This is a genomic window from Rhizobium sp. LEGMi-198b (assembly GCF_054114205.1).
In genome coordinates this window covers 142,017-159,065 of record NZ_JBSYVH010000007.1, presented here as the reverse complement: position 1 = coordinate 159,065, position 17,049 = coordinate 142,017, and the positions used below count along the sequence as shown (strand labels likewise).

Here is a 17,049-nt window from a genome sequence, read left to right as displayed (position 1 = left end):
AATCTTGAGTTGTGATCAGGGCCGCACAAAGCGATTGGCCTTTGCGGCCCGATCCATATCCTTGCGTCGGAAGTAGATCGCTCGCCCGCAGCGGATCGGGCTATGCCCCTGCACAACGATAATCTGTTCGTCCTTTCGCATCGACTGCATGATCTCGTGGGGCAGGATTAGAGGTCGAGATCGTTGTCAGGTTTTCGTCCAGGCTCAGCTTCCAGGACGGTCCGAGATGCAAAGATTTACCGTCGGCACGGAAATCGCTAAGGCCGACCGGAAATGGCACGTTCATCGTAACTTCGGTGGTGGCATTGGGACCGGCGGCGCGGATAAAGCGCAGGTCGGGACTGCTGATTTTCCCGTTCGCGAAACCTTTGGCTTCACACGTCGGTCCGTTGTCGCAGGCGACCAGCCAGGACTTGTAATGGTCGTAGGACGGGTTCGCCGCGCTTGCTGTGCCGGCGAGTGCGATACTGACGAGGAAAACCGCCGCGGTCTGCTTAAAACGATGTTGCATTCGCTGCTCCCCCCTCGCTGACATACGCCCACTCCTCGGTTCAAGCGTGCGTGCGGCGATCGCCGCTCCAAACTCTGAAGACGCCCTATGCCGGGCTTCGTGATATCGGTGCGATATCGCTAACGCCGTGGTGGGTTCGATGAGGTCAGCGCCATTTCCCGTTCGATAATGGCCTCCGCAGCGCCCCATGCCCTTGTGGCGACGGTCGGATCGTGAAACGCGCGAGCATCGATCGTGGCGCCATCCAACAGTATCAAGAGGATCGAGGCGACGCGTGTCGCGGCATGTTCCGGTAAAAGGGTTTTCAGCATGTCGCCCGTCCACGCCGTCATGGTTTTCTTGTATTGAATGGCGACATTGGAAATATTTGGATAGTCGGTGCCAAACTCAGCAAGGGCACGCTCGAACAGGCAGCCGGAAAATTCCGGGGTGTCGAACCATGCCTCATGCCATGCAAAAATGGCTCTCAACTGCTCCCTTGCCGAAGCCGTGGGTTCGACGTAGGCGCGAAGACTGGCCATGATGTCCTGGTAACGGCGATCGAGGACGGCGCTGATCAGATCATCCTTGCCGGGGAAATGGTTGTAAAGCGTCATGCGGGCGACCCCGGCTTCGGCCAAAATTCGGTCGACTCCGACCGGATGAAAGCCGTGCCTTGAAAACAAGTCGGTCGCGACCGCGATAAGCTGCTCTTTTTTCGGGCTCATTGATGCCTCAAGTCAAATTCATCCTTGGAATAGGACTTATGAGACTTCTTTGTCCAACGGTTACATATGGACATATTATACCGATCGTTCTATCTATTCCATCAACCAATCCAGCTTAGTTACTCAACTTATTGCTGCATATGTTCAAAAGCCGCGGCCGCTAGAGGCAAAGTTCAATGGCGCAGAATTCCACCCCGATGTTCAATTTTTCGACACTCGACTTTCCTGAAAAAGATCGGTTTCACGCTTGGGTCAGCGACAATCACTGCGATTGCATCTTGCGGAGCGATGCTTCTATCGCGTTCGACGCTGAAGCAACCGGCGCTGCTCTGGGTCCTCTTATCCTATCCGGTAGACGGTGGCTCAATCAGACACGATTTTCGATCCACGAAACCAGTCGAGCTGAGCGCCGCATCCGGACTGACGGTCATGATTTCTTTCGGTTCATCTTAATGGTGAGTGGCCGATATTTGTGCCGATGGAGCACGCCTCAGCCCGTAAAGGCAGCGGGCGATCTGTTCGTCCTTGATGCCGCTCAGGTGAATGAAGGCCTGGTTGAGGCGGGCGACGTGATCTCTTTGGTGGTGCCGAGAGATCTCCTTCCGAGCTGGACCGCGCTTTTGCACGGGCAGACGTTGGCGGGTGGCGTAGGTCGTCTTCTTGGCGACCATCTGCTTTCGCTGTTGCGAAACCTTGCAAGCCTTAGCGAACATGAGATCCCCTGTGTCGTTCAATCGACCCTGCAGCTTGTCACCGCGGCGGTCTCCCCGACGCCGGATGCGCTGATCGAGGCCAGCGGGCCCGTTCGAGACGCGCTGCATAATCGCATCCTGCGTTACATCGATACGCATTTGCTGGATGTCGATCTCACACCCGATCGGATTTGCCGGGACGTCGGCCTGTCACGGGCAAAACTCTACCAATTGTTCGATGGCAGCGGCGGCGTCATGCGGCAAATACAGCGCAGGAGGCTGTGCCGTGCTTACCAAGTGCTGGCAGATCCCAGCCGGCCGCAGCCTCATATCGCCGAAATCGCCTGGAGGCATGGCTTCTCGAACGAGAAATACTTCTACCGTCTATTCAAAACCGAATTCGGTCATACGCCCGGCGAAACACTTGAGAATATTCGCACCGGCTCCATGCTGAAACAAGCCACTGCCCATTACCATCAAGAGCATGTCAACCGGCCCTCGGGTTGGACATTGCCGTTCGGCGTGCCCGGCAATTGAAAATAGCCGGTAATGCATTTCATAATGTCTCCGATCTACCTACGCGTTCTTCTGTGGTTTGGATCCGCCTATCCATCTGCGGCTCTTCCAATTCATTCACGTTGACGCGCTAAAGATTCAGGCACGGGATTTGCGTGCCGAGCAATCGTAGTGACAGTGGTGCGCATTCATTCAAGGCGTGCATCGGGCCGCGCCTTTGGTGGAACTCATAAATACCACGTCGAGATGCACTCAGTGTCCTTGGAAATGGCTGTGCGATGAACTACATTGGTTTAAGGAATCATCTACACGGAGATGCCTTGTGCCCATCAACGTCAACAATCCGGAAGCTGACGCGCTAACGCGCAAGTTCGCCGAGATGGCTGGCGTCGGCATTACCGACGCCATCGTCATCGCCATGCGAGAGGCGATTGAGCGTCGCAATCGCGCGGAGTCACCCCTCCAGACGGCGGCCCGCTTGCGAAAAAAATATGGGATATTAATGAGCGACGCCGCCCGCAAACCCCTTCCCCGAGAAGCATTTCACGATATGTGGGACGATGCGTGATGTTTGTCGATGCCTGTGCGATCATCGCGCTTCTTTCGGATGAGGCCGAGGCGGCTCGGGTGTCGGAGGCTATCGCTTTGGCCAGACACCCCTTTACGTCGCCCGTCGCCATTCTCGAAACTGTTCTCGGTCTTGCCCGACCCGACAAGTTCAGTCTTCCGGTGCCGGCAGTGGAAAGGATCGTGGAGGAATTCCTCGATGCCCGGAAAATCGAGATTCGCGATCTTCCGCCTGCATCAGAGACGACGCGGCTCGCCCTTGTCGCTGCGCATCGATATCGAAGCGGCCGCGGCCGACTTAACCTCGGTGATTGCCTGCATTATGCCTGCGCCAAATTCCATGCCGTACCGATCCTCGCCACGGCAGACGAGTTTAGGTTGACGGACCTCGAAACCATTCCTTGAATCTTGCTGAAGGGATGACCCGGGATCGGTTTGTAGCACCCGGCCTCCGGTTCTGGCGGAGCGAGGCTCTCGGGTAACGGGTTCGCCGTCCTCCATGTCCGTTGCCGGTGGATTAACCCTTTTCCGCGGCGCCCCGCGATCTGCGTGACCTCCAAAATGTGGAGGTTTGACATAGCCGCCAACATTTCGCTTCTGAACTTCGACAGATACGGGCGTAAACGCCGACGGCATTGGCCTTTGTCATTCTTGCTCGACGAGCTTGGCTATCTTCTGTTTGACCTCAAAAGAGCTCGCCTGTCCGTCGAGCTTGTATCATCGAGCAAGGAGCGGGGTGCGATGGTCGCCTCCAACCTGGGTATCAGATCGTAGAGAACGATGTTCGGGACCCTGTGTGTCGAGTATCGCGCATCAAATGCTAAGGCAAAGATACTTAATCTCAAGGTAGTCATCGATTCCGTACTTCGAACCCTCACGACCCTGGCCTGATTGTTTGATACCACCGAATGGCGCCACTTCGGTCGAAATCAAGCCAGTGTTAACGCCAACGATTCCATAATCGAGCGCTTCTGCGACCCTGAAGATCTTGGAGACGTCCTTGGAATAAAAATATGAGGCGAGTCCGAACTCCGTGTTGTTCGCCATCTTGACGACATCTTCTTCGGTCTCGAACTTGAAGATCGGTGCGACCGGACCGAAGGTTTCCTCCCGGGCAACTTTCGTTTCACATGTGACGCCGGTCAGAACGGTAGGTCGGAAGAACAGGCCACCCTCCGCGGCCGGCTTTCCACCGATCTGGAGGTTCGCGCCCTTCTCGATCGCGTCAGCTATATGTTCCTTGACCTTTGTAACGGCCTTCTTCGTAATGAGTGGCCCGGCGCTGACCCCAGGCTCGAAGCCATCTCCAACCTTTATCGTGCCGACCTTTTCCACGAGCTTCCGGGTGAAAGCGTCATAAATTGCAGACTGCACGTAAAGGCGGTTCGCACAAACACACGTCTGCCCGTTGTTGCGAAACTTCGAGATCATTGCTCCTTCGACAGCCGCATCGATGTCCGCATCATCAAACACGATGAAAGGTGCGTTTCCGCCAAGTTCAAGGCCGAGCTTCATGATTTGCTCGGCTCCCTGCAGCATGAGAATCTTGCCGACGTCGGTCGAGCCAGTAAAAGTCAGTTTCCGCACCTTTTCGTTTTCGGTGAATTCCGCACCAATCGAGGCTGCGTCTTGCGAGGTGATTACGTTGAATAGGCCAGTTGGAAGACCAGCACGTTCGGCAAGAAGAGCCAGGGAGAGTGCGGAGAGAGGGGTGTTTCGGCCGCGGGTTTTGAAACCATCGCACAGCCTGCCGCCACTGCCGGAGCAAACTTTCGGGCAAGCATGGCATTCGGGAAGTTCCACGGCGTGATTGCAGCAACGACGCCGACCGGCTGTTTCAGCACGATAATGCGCTTGTCGGCCTGGTGACCGGGAATTGTATCGCCGTATACACGTTTTGCCTCCTCGCCGAACCATTCGACGTAGGATGCCCCATAGAGAATCTCGCCCTTCGCTTCGGCGAGCGGCTTTCCCATTTCCATCGTCAGGATGGCCGCGAGATCGTCAGCGTTTACTACCATTAGATCATAAAGCTTCCGCAGGATCGTGGCGCGTTCCTTGCCGGTTCTCTTCGCCCACTCTTTTTGGGCTTTGTAGGCAGCATCGATCGCGCGTGCGGCGTCGGCGCGTGAAAGGTCCGGCAGCGTAGCGACTAGATCGCCGGTTGACGGATTGAATACATCAAATGTCCGGCCATCTCTGCCGTGAGACACCCATTCCCGGGCGACCGGGGCCTTGTCGATCACCAGCGATGGATCGCGGAGCTTCGACAAAAGTGAATCTGGCGAGATGATCCTGCGAGCTGACCTAGATTTCACCGTCGGGGTAGAGGTCCCAAGTCATATTGCCCGTCTTGACCATCGCCGTCGCCTTGGCGCGCATCTCTGCGTTAGTCGCCGCAACAGAGACAACCTTTATACCGGTCTTAGCTGTGAACGGATCAAACCACCATTTCCGCAGTGCCGTATCATAGACGCCACCCGTCGTGGCGATAATGACCTGGTCACTGGCAAGCGCTGGATGAGGCACTCCGCCTGTAATGAAGGCGGCCGCACAAAGCATAGCAATGCCGTTCAGCCGGATGGCCGTTTTTATCGTCATCAGGTTTCCCTCTTTATTAAATGACCCGCTCAGCGCGGATGTTCAGCCGCTATTGCTGCTCCCGGCGGCTATTCAGGAGATGGATTGCACTCATCAAAAGGAGCGAAACGGCGACCACAACAGCCGAAACAGCAGCTATGACGGGCGTAAGGTTGAAGTCTATGTCTTCAAACATTTTCCGGCTGATCGTCTTTCCGCCTCGCTCACCTACGGTTATGGAGCTGCGCGCGATGCGCATGAAAGCACACTTGCTTGGGGCGCCACGCATATGGCGCGTGCGGCTGCTCGAAGCCTTCGCGCCGTTGGCCGCGGCTTACGCTCAGGCAGAAGCTGACCGATGCAGAGCTTCAAACATGCAACGAATGGCGGGTTTAGTATGCTCCGAATACTTGTACTTCTAAGCATGGCATCAGTTTTGGGTGCCTGTGCCTCTCATTCTCAGTCACTGCCCAAATGCGACGGCTATACGCGCCGTCCACTCAATCGCGCGATGTGGCAGTGGGAAGACGACGACAAACTGTCGCGACAGCAATCCAATCGCGCTGGCGCTCCTGCCGGCACGCCGCCGGCTTATGTCGAAGAAGAGATGAGCGATGCCCCAGCGGCTTTCGCACATTTCGATGTCACGGGCTCCTATCGCCCTTGTACTGGGCAGAGCTGATGGTCACGACCGACAATCTCAAGAGCTATTTCGAAAAGGCGCGGCGTTTCGACCTGGATCGCATGATCCAGTTGGAGCGTTCTGCCCGCATTGCTTGGTATGTGGCGGTTGTCGCCAGCGTTCTTGCGGCAGCATCGACCTTTGCCGTTGCCGGGTTGACGCCATTGAAGACGGTCGAACCTTTCGTCGCTCTCGCCCTTGAGACGCCGGGCGGCGCACCGCGGGATAATCGCATCCGCTTCGTGGACTATCAGCCCTATAACATCACGAAGGTCGTGGGTTCACTACGCTCCTCCGTCCAGATCGAGTTTGCCGCCGACGAAGAAATCGCCCATGTGGCGCTTGGAAACACGGTGGCCTGGGAGGTCGCGCCCGCAGGCAATATGCTCTTCCTGAAACCGCGAGAGAACCAACCGCTGACGAACATCTCGGTGGTCACCACAAGACAGGATGGTTCGACGCGTAGCTATCAAATGGAGCTTACCGTTCGCGATGGACCGGTTGCGGCCGGCCAGGACACGTATTTCCATGTCAAATACCGTTATCCTGCCGACGAGGCGGAACGCCGGCGGGAACAGGCAGCAGCGCAAACGCAGGCGGCGCAGGCTAGCGAAGCCGATAGGGTGCTGGCGTTGCACGAGCGGTACGGGCCACGCAACTGGCGTTACTCGGCACAAGGGTCGGCCGCCCTCGAACCCCAGGTGATTTACGACAACGGCAAGATCACCACTTTCGCCTTCAGCGGCAATCAGGAAATGCCGACAATCTATATGGAAAACTCTGATGGTACCGAAAGTCTGCTACCGAAGTCGGTGGATGGGGACTTGGTACTCGTCCATGCGATCAGTCGCAAATTTATCCTGCGGCGGGGAGGAGATGTGCTTTGCATCTTCAATGAGGCTTACGACCGCATCCTTCTTCAGGAGTTGCGTGATGGTTCGGCCTTTTATTACATCCGAAACATAAACTCGGGTCATCCAGGGTCGATCACGACGGTGCATGCGGACTCCGCGCGTTTGGCATTTGAACAGTTGACGTTGCTGGTGAAGGAATCCGACGGCGGACGCGATCTGGAACGCGACGACATCCGCAGTCTGCTCAAGATTGCGATCGATATCATTGTTCAGTGCAAGCGGATCAACGGGCAATTTCGAGTGAGTGAAATCTATTTTGAGCCTACTGCGCAATCCACTCGGCGCAAAGATGAAAGTCGCTGAACCGCGGTAATGTTCTTGCCAGCGAGATCGAAGGCGATGCCGTCAAACTTCGATCGTTCGCTAACGATGACGCCAATTAGGCTGGTCGGCCTAACCGGAACCGAACTCTTGTTTGGGGGGACTTGTCAAAGCCTTGCCGCCGCTTACCTAGTATGTGATCAGTTCACCGCTGATGAGACGCACTCGAACCCGACCGCACTGGCACCTTAAAGATAAGCAGCGTCGGCCCTGCGAGCTGATCCGGGCGCTTGGTCCTCTTTGAGCCGAACGGGTGCCATCTGCGCCTGCAGTTATGCGAAGACTTTGCCTGCGGCAAAAAATCAGAGGGCCGCCGGCGAGCAGCAGGCTTCGACCTGCAGGAAGACCGATCAGGATTTTCGCGCATCTAAGATGCCTGGAAATCCATGACGTAATCAATACGAGGAATTATCGCGCACTTCCGGTAGGAGCAACTTCTATTATCGGGTATGGCCTCGTCCCCCGATATTTGAGTGGTGGTTTGGTAGTCGATGCAGCTTGAAATTTGCCCAAATGTGGGTTCTTCCGCAATTTCGATACAACTCGGTTCCGATGATGCGTCAGCGGAGGACGTCCATCGCAGCTCTTATACATGGATCGTGTTGATTTCCACACGGATCACTGCGTCGCCGATGATGATGTCCACAGCAGCACAGCCCGTTCGAGCCGTGTCGACGACAGCCTCGGCTTTCAGACGGGCACTGCGCCACTAGGTGAACAACTGCGAGGGATCAATCCCAATGCGTCTCCCCAGCGCCGAAACGCTCGCCGCTACCGCCTGAGCCTTGAACTCATCGGACCCGTGTCGAAACTGCCGTGACGCCTCCTCCAACCGATCCGCAACGGCTTCGATCAGCTGGAACGTTCTAGAGCGGTTCATTGCTTGTCAGAATCGGCTCCAGATTCCCAAATCAATTGAAATATGATTCATATGTGGACGCCCCCTGTGGCAAGGGCTTTTTGTCGGGTCAGCGTGATCGGTTGCTTTCATATGTCCGGCCTGTCTTATGCGGCAGGATTTTCGGCCGCTGGCCTTGATGGAAATCCGCCGATAAGGTCCCTGATCAAGTTGGCGCGCTGTTGAAGCGCATTGAATCACACGGGTTGGCCTTATCATTGGCTCGACCGTTACACATCAACGACTGCCTTTACCAATTCGGGGTGTTTAGGATCGAGGTCAGGCTGTGAGTTCGCGAGAGCGGTAAGCCTCGTTTCTTGTCAGTATGACCCATGCGATCCGCGCGAGTTTGTTGGCGAGCGCGACGGAGACGAGCTTGAACGGCTTCTTTTCCAAAAGCCTTCTGATCCAGTTTGCCATGGGTGTTGACTTGTCTTTCGTGTGTCGAATGACGGCAGTAGCACCCACAACCAGCAGCCGGCGCAAGTATCGATCCCCCTGCTTGGAAATGCCTCCGAGCTTGGTCTTCCCCCCAGTCGAATGCTGTTGGGGGGTTAGGCCGAGCCAAGCGGCAAACTGTCTGGCCGAACGGAATTGATCCGGATCGCTAACGGTGGCGGCGACAGCCGTGGCTGTGACGATGCCAAGGCCGGGGATTGCCGCGAGCCTGCGGCTGGCCTCATTCTCTGTGTGCCAAGCCCGGAGTTGCTGGTCCAACCTGGATATCTCATCGTTAAATGCCAGGATCTGTCGGATAAGGATCTCCAGAGTAGCGCGAGCATATGGTGGCAAGTCACCCTCGGCAGACAAGGCCTGATGTGCCAATGTCGCGAGATTGGCAATACCGGGGTTTGCAACGAGACCAAGTTCCGCCAGATGCGCCCGCAATGCATTTGCCACCATGGTCCGTTGGCGAACAAGCAATGACCGAGCGCGATGGATCATCAGAATACTCTGCTGCTCGACCGTTTTGACAGGCACAAAGCGCATCGTCGGGCGCTGCACCGCTTCGCAGATTGCTTCCGCATCCAATGCATCGCTCTTGCCGCGCTTAACGTAAGCCTTCACGTAAAACGGGGGAATAAGCCGGACCTCGTGGCCCATGGCCATGAGCGTGCGAGCCCAATAGTGCGCCGTTCCGCATGCCTCCACTCCGATCAGGCATGGTGGGAGCTTCGAGAAGAAGGGTATCATTTGTTTCCGGTGAAGCCGCTTCACCAACGCGGTGGAACCGGTCTCGTCGATGCCGTGTGCTTGGAACACGCTTTTGGCCAAGTCTAATCCAATGGTGATGATCTTCATCGTGAATACTCCTCTATCGTCTCGGGTGATCGGCTCGCATCATAGCAGCGGTCCCGGTGCGGGGGCGTCCACATCATCAAGATGCTGGCTGAGAGGAGGTCAGCATCAATGGTCGCACCTCTTTCGAATGATCTGCGTGAACGGGTCGTGGGCGCTGTTGCGGCGGGAGAGAGCTGCCGCTCGGTGGCGGCGCGGTTTGGTGTCTCGGTTTCATCTGTTGTGAAGTGGTCGCAGCGGTATCGCCGCAGCGGCTCCGTCGCGCCCGGTCAGATGGGCGGGCATCGCAAACGCCTTTTGGAACCGCATCGCGCTTTCATAGCCGAGCGGATTGCGCAGAGCCCGCAAATCAGCCTGCACGGTCTCAAGGCCGAACTGGCGGTGAGAGGGGTCATCGTCTCGCATGACGCCGTTTGGCGCTTCTTGCGCCGCGAGGGGCCGCGCTTCAAAAAAAACGATGTTTGCCCTTGAACAGGCGCGCGCTGACATCGTCCGTCGGCGCAAGCGCTGGCAGTCATGGCAGAGACGACTTGATCCTCGAAGGCTCGTGTTCATCGACGAAACCTGGATTAAGACCAATATGGCGCCGCTCTACGGCTGGGGTGTTAAGGGTAGGCGCCTGCGTGGCTTTGCTCCGCATGGTCATTGGCGCACTTTGACCTTCGTCGGCGCGCTTCGGGCCGATGGTCTCACCGCCCCTTGCGTCTTCGACGGTCCGATCAATGGCCAATGCTTCAAGGCCTATGTCGAGCAACAACTCGTCCCGACGCTGCGGCCAGGCGACATCGTCGTCATGGACAATCTGGGCAGCCACAAATCCGGGCAGATACGCCAGTTGATCAAGGCCGCCGGCGCAAGGCTCTGGTTTCTGCCGCCCTATTCACCTGACCTCAATCCAATCGAGCAGGCCTTCGCCAAGATCAAGCATTGGATGCGAAAAGCGCAAATGCGCACCATCGAAGACACCTGGCGATATCTCGGCTCACTCGTCCAGACAATCGGTCCAGACGAGTGCACCAATTATCTCGTCAACGCCGGATACGCTTCTGTCAAAACATGAAGCGCTCTAGTTCGGACATAGGTTCAGACATAGCTATTCATACCAACGTTCATTCCCTGAGCACACACAAACAAGCCCGATGCCTTGCTATTGCAAGACGGGGTCTATGCACCGCTTACGGTGAAGTGGCTCATGGGCGATATAGGATGTTGTCTAGGCTGTCTTCTATGTGCTACTCGGGCGTCCGGTTACGGATGAGAGATCGAACTTATATGACTAAGGCCAAATCACGCAATCTGACCGCTTGGGAAGATGTTTCGGAAGCAATCTCAAATTTCCGATTGGCTACACTCCTTGGCTGGCTTGATGTTGCCCAACGTTATCGGCGATCGAGAATTGGCCCGTTTTGGCTCACCATTAATATGGGAGTGTTGGTTGGTGCTCTTGGTTTGGTGTTTGGAACGATCTTCAACACACCGATGGCTGAGTTTCTCCCGTTCATCTGCATAGGTCTCATTCTATGGGGATATTGTACTCAAACTATCAATGAGAGCTGTACCAGTTTCATAAGTAGCACGGATACAATTTTGCAGCTTCCGATTCCGTTCTTTACCTATGTGATGAGAACTTGGTGGCGAAACACGGTAATTTTGTTCCACAATCTCGTTATATTCCCGTTAATCTTGATCTTCTTTGGCAAGTTCGTGAATTTTTACGCGCTGCTGGCAATCCCGGGCCTTGTGGTCCTGTCGTTCAATCTGTTGTGGCTTGCCGTAGTTCTTGCTGTCCTATGCACCAGATATCGAGATCTTACACAGATTGTGCAGAACGTCATGCAGATAGGAATGTACGTGACGCCCATTATGTGGATGCCAAACCATCTGCCCGAAAAGGCCTCACATCTTATGTTGGGCTTAAATCCCTTTTATCATCTGGTCAGCATCGTCAGAGAGCCCCTTCTAGGCAACCCGCCGATGGTGACCAACTGGATCTTCTCTATCGCAACGGCCATTGTGGGCTGGTGTGCCGCCCTGCTGTTTTTTGGACGCTACCGATCTCGAATCGCCTATTGGCTCTAAGTGACACGGTTTTCCAAACTCTCATTTCTGTGCGAGAAAAATGACCTCAATTACCCTTGAAAACGTCTCTGTTGATTTTCCCATCTACAACGCGCGGACTCGTTCTCTCAAGAACCATGTCATCAGCCTGGCGACGGGAGGAACGATCGGCTCCAACGCCGAAGGACACGTCATTATCCGGGGGCTTGACGCAATTAGCGTTGCTCTGAAAGAGGGCGATCGAGTTGGATTGGTTGGCCACAACGGTTCCGGCAAGACGACGCTTTTACGAGTCATGAGCGGAGTGTACCATCCCACGAGTGGGAATATCGCGATTAGGGGGAAGTGCACATCCCTGATCAACATTTCTTTAGGAATTGACCCCGAGGCGACCGGAAGACAGAACATCACCATTCGCGGTGCCCTTTTGGGATTCACTAATAGTGAAATGGAATTTCACCGCAAAGCAATCGAAGATTTTTCGGAATTAGGCGGCTTCCTTGATATGCCAGTTCGAACCTATTCCACAGGCATGCATCTGAGACTAGCGTTTGCAATTTCTACGGTTGTCCAACCCGAAATTCTCATCATGGATGAATGGCTGGCAACGGGCGACGAGGCTTTCAAGGACAAAGCTAATCAACGGATGCATGAACTTGTTGATCAGACCAAGATCCTGATCGTAGCAAGCCATTCCCGTGATCTGCTTCTCAGCAACTGCAACAGGATTATTTGGCTAGAACACGGCAGAGTTCGTATGGATGGGGACGCCGAGACGGTAGCCGCTGCGTATTTCGGTCACTGAAGGAAGAACCTGTTGAGGGTCGCCTCGATATTGTTCTCGCTGCGAGGTGGGAGGCGCTCTATGGCAGCTTCCGCGCGCCCTGTTCGCAATGATTTCCATTGTAACCTATAGCGCGTAAGCGGACAGGCCATCCCACCTAGCATCGAGACTGAAGTGCACCCTTAGCCTGAGACTAGGAAAATCGCGGACAGTTTCCCCGCAAGGAGAGGAGACTGGGCATGGCCGGACGGCAAAGAGTTGTTGATGAGGACCAGAAGCTGGAGCTTCTCCAGTGCATGGAGGCGGGCGAAACTGTCAGCAAGTTGGCAGATGAGGTTGGCGTCAGTCGCCAGCGACTTACGAGTGGCGTGATCACTTCAGGCTTCATGATCACCTGAAGTCACGTCGGCGCGGCCGACCGGCGAGCTCAATGGGAGGAGTTGACGGGGAATTGCGGCTGCAGAGCGCAGTCGGGGGCCCCGCGCCTCAGGAAAAGGCATTGACCAAGGTGCGGCGCCGGATCAGGGAATTGGAGCAGAAGGTCGGGCAACAGCAGCTCGATCTCGATTTTTTTCGCGAAGCCTGCGGCACTTCGAGGAAGATCGGCGTCGGAGCAGCGCTCCTGGCGAAACGGGATCTTCAAAGTCATCGAAAAGATGACGAGCGGCCTGTCGCAAGGCGAATTCAACATCAATAGAATGTGCTGGCTCGCTGGCGTCAGCCGCGCGAGTTATTACCGTCACTGGCTCGATTCGGCCCCGCGTCGGGCCGAGACAGGTTTGTGTGATCTCATCAGAGGATGGCACTCGGCAACGCGCACTACGGCTACCGCCGGATCGCAGCCCTATTGCGGCGGGAGGGCTGGCAAGTCAATCACAAGTGCGTTCTACGGATCATGCGTGAGGACAACCTGTTGTGCCTGCGCGCAAGACCGTTTGTTCGTAAGACCGTATGTCCGTCTTCGTGCCTGAGGTGGCTCGCCCTACACCGGTCTTCCGAGGGTTGCTCGGATAGGCCGAGCCGATCCTCATCACAGGAGGACATACGGTCTTACGTTTGTTCCAGTGACGACGAACTCGCGGCACGCTTGGCACGTCGTGCCAAACCTTGCCAGGGGCATGATCCTAAATGGGGTCAACCAGCTATGGGTTGCCGATATCACCTTTCTGCATCTGGCGGAGGAATTTGCTTTCCTTGCCGTTGTCCTTGACGCGTTTAGCCGCAAGGTGGTCGGTTGGGCGTTGGATACGCATCTCAAAGCAAGTCTTGCCATCGAGGCGCTCGCGATGGCGATCGCCGAGCGCCAGCCCGAACCAGGAAGCCTGGTACATCATTCTGACCGCGGAGTTCAATACACCTGCGGGGCCTACTCCGAACTTCTGCCTCGTCACGGTATCCAGGCGAGCATGAGCCGTGTCGGAAATCCTTATGATAACGCAAAGGCTGAGAGCTTCATGAAGACCCTGAAGCAGGAAGAGGTGCAAGGTCTCGCCTATAAGGACACAGATGATGCCCGCAGACGCATCGGCGCATTCATCGATACCGTTTATAACACGCAGCGCCTGCATTCGGCGCTCGACTATCTCACTCCGGAAGAATACGAACAGAAGCATTCGATCAGACGACGAATGGAAAAGGCTGCATAGCTTAACGCGGGAGCTGTCCGCGATTTTCCTTGTCTCAGGCTAAGGGTGTACTCCACTGCCTGATTGGATTGGTTCAGACGTCCGGATGTTTTGTTTCTTCGATGGCGTTCCACGGCTGATCGTTCCTGACAATCTGAAGTCGGGCGTCAGTCGCGCCAGCTTTTACGATCCCGAGATCAACCGCAGCTACGGCATGATGGCCTCCCATTATGGCGTCGGAGTTCTTCCGGCACGGCCGAGGCGGCCGAAGGATAAATCGAAAGTTGAGAACGGAGTCCGTTGTGCCCAATCCTGCATTTTAGGGCGGCTGCGCAAGCAGACGTTCTTCTCGCTGGCCGAGGCCAATGCCGCCATTGGCCAGGCTCTCGATCGCATCAACGACCATGTCATACGTCGATTGGGCGTCAGCCGCCGGCATTGTTTGAAAGCGTCGAACGTGCCGCGCTCGCCAGCCTTCTTGGCGAAGACTAGGAATTCGCCGAGTGGCATCTGGCCCGCGTCTCGACGGATTACCATGTCGAGTTCAAGACCTTCCTTTATTCCGTGCCGCATGGCCTCATTCGCCAGCAGGTCGATCTGAGGGCAACAGCACGCACCATCGAGATCTTCCATCGCGGCAAGCGCATACCCGACCTTCACAGATCGCCGCCAACAGCCTCTCGAATCCGGGTCGGGCCGTGCCACTTCCAGATCGTCCAAGGTCATCGTCCACGATCTGAACGGTCTCCCAACCTAACTGTCGAGCGCGTTCAACCAGGCTATACTGCCGTCTTCACCGCTTCCGTCAGCAATAATTGCAGGAGAGTGTTAATGCTTCCTGGTGCTGGGTGTCGCTCAGATCCATCGGCCGGGCTGTGACGAACAGATCCAATTGCATACGAAATTGCTTTCTCATGGCCTATCCCTTCGGCTTCTTGCATCGGGCAACAGGTTACGAGAGAATCAAGCAAAGCGCGCAGTTCAACGAGCTTCGTTGCAGAAAGGCGCGGCTCGGCGACGAGCTCGATCGAACTTGCCGCAGGATCAAGCATCCATGCGGGGATTTGATATGAACCACCATATGCCAGTCGAACGAGCAGGTGTGAATACCATCGTGCTCATGATTGCCGGTCACCAATACCGTTTGGTCAACCAGGGGATGGAAGGGATAGGTGGCCTTTGCTTCGAACGTCAGAAACCCGGCATTATGAACCCGGCTCGGAGGGCGGCGGAGAGACATGGGCCACGATGGCCACACTTCTACAGACGGCAAAAATGAACAACGTCGATCCGCTTGCCTGGCTATCTCAAACGCTAACCCGCATCGCAAATCGCTGGCCAGCCGCTGATATTGAGGTACTCATGCCATGGAACTTCGAACCAGACGCCGTTGGCTAACCGCTTACCATCGCGCAGGTACGTACGGGAAGTTGCATCAATAGAAAAGGCTGGACGCTATGGCTCTTCCGACACTTCGAAGGATATTTGCCGAACACCAACATTTCGGGTCTGACAAATGGACATCTTATTTCGGAGCGTACGAAACGCATTTCGCCAGGTATCGAGTTAAACCGATTACCCTGCTGGAGATCGGCGTTCAGAACGGCGGTTCATTGGAGATTTGGGCGAAATACTTCCCCAAGGCCAAACGAATCCTGGGATGTGACATCGACGAGAAGTGCCGACAGCTAACCTATGACGATCCTCGGATTGGTGTGTTCGTAGGAAACGCAAACTCAGCGGACACATTTGAGGCTCTAATCAAAGACACGCCAAAATTCGACATTATCATCGATGATGGGTCGCATTTCGTGGAAGATGTCATTCGGTCATTTGCTCTGTACTTTCCCACCCTCAATGAGGGAGGCACATACGTGGTCGAGGACCTGCATACTTCGTATTGGGCGCCCTATGGCGGCGGATCTGACCTGACGCTCAGTTCCATGGGCCTTTTGAAGCTGTTGATTGACTTAGCCAGTAAGGGATTTTGGCGAAACGACGATGACGACTTCAATTTCCTTGACGCTTACGCCGAGCGGTATGGTGTTGCTTTGCATGATCAAGATATCAACATCGAGGAAATTTGCTTCAGCGATTCAATTTGCGTTATTCGCAAAGGTGAAGCAACCTTCCACAACCGCCGTCACATCACCGGCAATGAGTTCCACGTGGTTGACTATAGCGAAGAAAAAAATCTTTCTGGCACCCAAGAATTGGTTGATCGATTAGATGTAAACGCACGATTGGTTCAATCGACTGAAATCCAGAGAGAGTTTGTGACAACCGCGCCCGTCGCCTTGGCAAACAAGGTCGAACTTGATCGCTTAGAGAAATCCCTAGCTGAATTTCATCGAGAACTCGCTGCCGCGAGACAAGAAACCGAACATTTCAAGCGCGAATTCGCAGCAACGCGACAAGTAATTGAAAGATTTAAGCGCGAGCTTGCTGCGTCGAGAGAAGAAACTGAACATTTCAAGCAGGTTTTTCAAGATGAAACTGCAGCAATTTACGCCAGTACGTCGTGGCGCCTGACCGCGCCAATTCGCATCACCGCCAGATTGTTCCGTAAAATGAGGCGTGTATTTCGCAGAATTTTGTTACCAAATAACTAACAATACGGACATGGAGTGGTGGAATCCGCCAGTTCTTCGTCGATGAACGATGCGATCCGGATGTGGTCGAACGCGTTATGGCAGACGAGATGAAACGCGGCCTATAATATCGGGCTCTCAACCAAGCGCAACGCCTTTGCCGGACGCTCACGGCGCAGCATGGTGTCTCCGTGGCAGGAACTTGCAGTTTTCACCAAGATTCAACATGACAGAACAACCCAGTGAGCAGTAACCATCCGTATCCATCGGTGAAGACCATATATAGCTCGGAACCTTGTCGCCA

14 protein-coding genes and 10 pseudogenes are annotated in these 17,049 nt (G+C 55.3%); 16 read left to right on the top strand and 8 right to left on the bottom strand.

Features of this window, described 5'->3' with window-relative positions; translation table 11 throughout:
- Positions 1 to 15 precede the first annotated feature (15 nt).
- From ACXHXG_RS24480 to ACXHXG_RS24470, 3 genes and pseudogenes are all read right to left on the bottom strand, one after another.
- Positions 16 to 177: pseudogene (locus tag ACXHXG_RS24480) on the bottom strand (type IV secretory system conjugative DNA transfer family protein); the annotation flags it as partial.
- A complete protein-coding gene (locus ACXHXG_RS24475) occupies positions 101 to 511 on the bottom strand; it encodes a DUF1176 domain-containing protein (protein WP_457901014.1) in 411 nt (136 codons plus the stop codon). The pseudogene ACXHXG_RS24480 and the gene ACXHXG_RS24475, both read right to left, overlap by 77 nt.
- Positions 512 to 630: 119 nt before the next feature.
- A complete protein-coding gene (locus ACXHXG_RS24470) occupies positions 631 to 1,218 on the bottom strand; it encodes a TetR/AcrR family transcriptional regulator (RefSeq protein WP_457901013.1) in 588 nt (195 codons plus the stop codon).
- Positions 1,219 to 1,394: 176 nt separating this feature from the next.
- On the opposite strand from ACXHXG_RS24470, the gene ACXHXG_RS24465 reads away from it, so the two are divergent.
- From ACXHXG_RS24465 to ACXHXG_RS24455, 3 genes are all read left to right on the top strand, one after another.
- Positions 1,395 to 2,447 carry a helix-turn-helix domain-containing protein gene (locus ACXHXG_RS24465; protein ID WP_457901012.1) on the top strand — a complete coding sequence of 351 codons (1,053 nt, stop codon included), beginning with the start codon at positions 1,395 to 1,397 and terminating at the stop codon, positions 2,445 to 2,447.
- A gap of 301 nt (positions 2,448 to 2,748) precedes the next feature.
- A complete protein-coding gene (locus ACXHXG_RS24460; RefSeq protein WP_457901011.1) occupies positions 2,749 to 2,994 on the top strand; it encodes a type II toxin-antitoxin system VapB family antitoxin in 246 nt (81 codons plus the stop codon).
- Complete coding sequence (locus tag ACXHXG_RS24455) at positions 2,994 to 3,398, top strand: type II toxin-antitoxin system VapC family toxin (protein ID WP_457901010.1); 405 nt, start codon at positions 2,994 to 2,996, stop codon at positions 3,396 to 3,398. Before ACXHXG_RS24460 ends, ACXHXG_RS24455 begins: the two co-directional genes overlap by 1 nt.
- A gap of 408 nt (positions 3,399 to 3,806) precedes the next feature.
- Here the strand turns inward: ACXHXG_RS24455 and ACXHXG_RS24450 are convergent.
- From ACXHXG_RS24450 to ACXHXG_RS24440, 3 pseudogenes are all read right to left on the bottom strand, one after another.
- Positions 3,807 to 5,287: pseudogene (locus ACXHXG_RS24450) on the bottom strand (NAD-dependent succinate-semialdehyde dehydrogenase).
- Positions 5,288 to 5,303: 16 nt separating this feature from the next.
- Positions 5,304 to 5,555 (bottom strand): annotated as a pseudogene (locus ACXHXG_RS24445) (ABC transporter substrate-binding protein); the annotation flags it as partial.
- 88 nt (positions 5,556 to 5,643) lie between these two features.
- A pseudogene (locus ACXHXG_RS24440) lies at positions 5,644 to 5,805 on the bottom strand (ABC transporter permease); the annotation flags it as partial.
- On the opposite strand from ACXHXG_RS24440, the pseudogene ACXHXG_RS24435 reads away from it, so the two are divergent.
- From ACXHXG_RS24435 to ACXHXG_RS24420, 4 genes and pseudogenes are all read left to right on the top strand, one after another.
- A pseudogene (locus ACXHXG_RS24435) lies at positions 5,752 to 5,928 on the top strand (TrbL/VirB6 family protein); the annotation flags it as partial. The pseudogenes ACXHXG_RS24440 and ACXHXG_RS24435 sit on opposite strands and share 54 nt — an antisense overlap.
- Before the next feature lie 42 nt (positions 5,929 to 5,970).
- Positions 5,971 to 6,255, top strand: a complete 285-nt coding sequence (locus tag ACXHXG_RS24430) for a hypothetical protein (protein WP_457901163.1) — start codon at positions 5,971 to 5,973, stop codon at positions 6,253 to 6,255.
- Positions 6,255 to 7,169 (top strand): annotated as a pseudogene (gene virB9 / locus ACXHXG_RS24425) (P-type conjugative transfer protein VirB9); the annotation flags it as partial. The gene ACXHXG_RS24430 and the pseudogene virB9, both read left to right, overlap by 1 nt.
- Before the next feature lie 913 nt (positions 7,170 to 8,082).
- Positions 8,083 to 8,310, top strand: a complete 228-nt coding sequence (locus ACXHXG_RS24420) for a hypothetical protein (protein ID WP_457901009.1) — start codon at positions 8,083 to 8,085, stop codon at positions 8,308 to 8,310.
- A gap of 357 nt (positions 8,311 to 8,667) precedes the next feature.
- Here the strand turns inward: ACXHXG_RS24420 and ACXHXG_RS24415 are convergent, their stop codons facing one another.
- Positions 8,668 to 9,690 (bottom strand): IS110 family RNA-guided transposase, encoded by a 1,023-nt coding sequence (locus ACXHXG_RS24415; RefSeq protein ID WP_457901008.1) that lies wholly within the window; start codon positions 9,688 to 9,690, stop codon positions 8,668 to 8,670.
- A 108-nt stretch (positions 9,691 to 9,798) separates the two neighbouring features.
- Between ACXHXG_RS24415 and ACXHXG_RS24410 the strand changes: the two genes are divergently transcribed.
- From ACXHXG_RS24410 to ACXHXG_RS24380, 7 genes and pseudogenes are all read left to right on the top strand, one after another.
- Positions 9,799 to 10,747, top strand: a protein-coding gene (locus ACXHXG_RS24410; RefSeq protein WP_457901007.1) for an IS630 family transposase whose coding sequence is annotated in 2 segments (ribosomal slippage) — positions 9,799 to 10,134 and positions 10,136 to 10,747 — 948 coding nt in all. Because the reading frame shifts where the segments join, the coding sequence is not laid out codon by codon here.
- A 212-nt stretch (positions 10,748 to 10,959) separates the two neighbouring features.
- Complete coding sequence (locus ACXHXG_RS24405) at positions 10,960 to 11,766, top strand: ABC transporter permease (RefSeq protein ID WP_457901006.1); 807 nt, start codon at positions 10,960 to 10,962, stop codon at positions 11,764 to 11,766.
- A 40-nt stretch (positions 11,767 to 11,806) separates the two neighbouring features.
- Positions 11,807 to 12,550 (top strand): ABC transporter ATP-binding protein, encoded by a 744-nt coding sequence (locus ACXHXG_RS24400; protein ID WP_457901005.1) that lies wholly within the window; start codon positions 11,807 to 11,809, stop codon positions 12,548 to 12,550.
- A gap of 218 nt (positions 12,551 to 12,768) precedes the next feature.
- On the top strand, positions 12,769 to 12,927 hold the full coding sequence (locus ACXHXG_RS24395; RefSeq protein ID WP_457901004.1) for a hypothetical protein: 159 nt from the start codon (positions 12,769 to 12,771) through the stop codon (positions 12,925 to 12,927).
- 419 nt (positions 12,928 to 13,346) lie between these two features.
- A pseudogene (locus ACXHXG_RS24390) lies at positions 13,347 to 13,460 on the top strand (IS3 family transposase); the annotation flags it as partial.
- 79 nt (positions 13,461 to 13,539) lie between these two features.
- A complete protein-coding gene (locus ACXHXG_RS24385; RefSeq protein ID WP_457901162.1) occupies positions 13,540 to 14,175 on the top strand; it encodes an IS3 family transposase in 636 nt (211 codons plus the stop codon).
- A 489-nt stretch (positions 14,176 to 14,664) separates the two neighbouring features.
- A pseudogene (locus ACXHXG_RS24380) lies at positions 14,665 to 14,763 on the top strand (Mu transposase domain-containing protein); the annotation flags it as partial.
- A 31-nt stretch (positions 14,764 to 14,794) separates the two neighbouring features.
- Here ACXHXG_RS24380 and ACXHXG_RS24375 read toward each other — a convergent pair.
- Positions 14,795 to 14,947 (bottom strand): annotated as a pseudogene (locus tag ACXHXG_RS24375) (recombinase family protein); the annotation flags it as partial.
- A gap of 422 nt (positions 14,948 to 15,369) precedes the next feature.
- On the opposite strand from ACXHXG_RS24375, the pseudogene ACXHXG_RS24370 reads away from it, so the two are divergent.
- Together ACXHXG_RS24370 and ACXHXG_RS24365 are read left to right on the top strand one after the other, a co-directional pair.
- Positions 15,370 to 15,552, top strand: a pseudogene (locus tag ACXHXG_RS24370) (transposase domain-containing protein); the annotation flags it as partial.
- 59 nt (positions 15,553 to 15,611) lie between these two features.
- Positions 15,612 to 16,766 carry a class I SAM-dependent methyltransferase gene (locus ACXHXG_RS24365; RefSeq protein WP_457901003.1) on the top strand — a complete coding sequence of 385 codons (1,155 nt, stop codon included), beginning with the start codon at positions 15,612 to 15,614 and terminating at the stop codon, positions 16,764 to 16,766.
- Positions 16,767 to 17,049 lie beyond the last annotated feature (283 nt).

What these genes read in the sequence shown, in the direction of transcription:
- ACXHXG_RS24365 (WP_457901003.1), top strand. Translation starts at nt 15,612, where the DNA reads ATGGCTCTTCCGACACTTCGAAGGATATTTGCCGAACACCAACATTTC.
- ACXHXG_RS24470 (WP_457901013.1), bottom strand. Translation starts at nt 1,218, where the DNA reads ATGAGCCCGAAAAAAGAGCAGCTTATCGCGGTCGCGACCGACTTGTTT.
- ACXHXG_RS24415 (WP_457901008.1), bottom strand. Translation starts at nt 9,690, where the DNA reads ATGAAGATCATCACCATTGGATTAGACTTGGCCAAAAGCGTGTTCCAA.
- ACXHXG_RS24455 (WP_457901010.1), top strand. Translation starts at nt 2,994, where the DNA reads ATGTTTGTCGATGCCTGTGCGATCATCGCGCTTCTTTCGGATGAGGCC.
- ACXHXG_RS24405 (WP_457901006.1), top strand. Translation starts at nt 10,960, where the DNA reads ATGACTAAGGCCAAATCACGCAATCTGACCGCTTGGGAAGATGTTTCG.
- ACXHXG_RS24430 (WP_457901163.1), top strand. Translation starts at nt 5,971, where the DNA reads ATGCTCCGAATACTTGTACTTCTAAGCATGGCATCAGTTTTGGGTGCC.
- ACXHXG_RS24465 (WP_457901012.1), top strand. Translation starts at nt 1,395, where the DNA reads ATGGCGCAGAATTCCACCCCGATGTTCAATTTTTCGACACTCGACTTT.
- ACXHXG_RS24395 (WP_457901004.1), top strand. Translation starts at nt 12,769, where the DNA reads ATGGCCGGACGGCAAAGAGTTGTTGATGAGGACCAGAAGCTGGAGCTT.
- ACXHXG_RS24400 (WP_457901005.1), top strand. Translation starts at nt 11,807, where the DNA reads ATGACCTCAATTACCCTTGAAAACGTCTCTGTTGATTTTCCCATCTAC.
- ACXHXG_RS24475 (WP_457901014.1), bottom strand. Translation starts at nt 511, where the DNA reads ATGCAACATCGTTTTAAGCAGACCGCGGCGGTTTTCCTCGTCAGTATC.
- ACXHXG_RS24420 (WP_457901009.1), top strand. Translation starts at nt 8,083, where the DNA reads ATGGATCGTGTTGATTTCCACACGGATCACTGCGTCGCCGATGATGAT.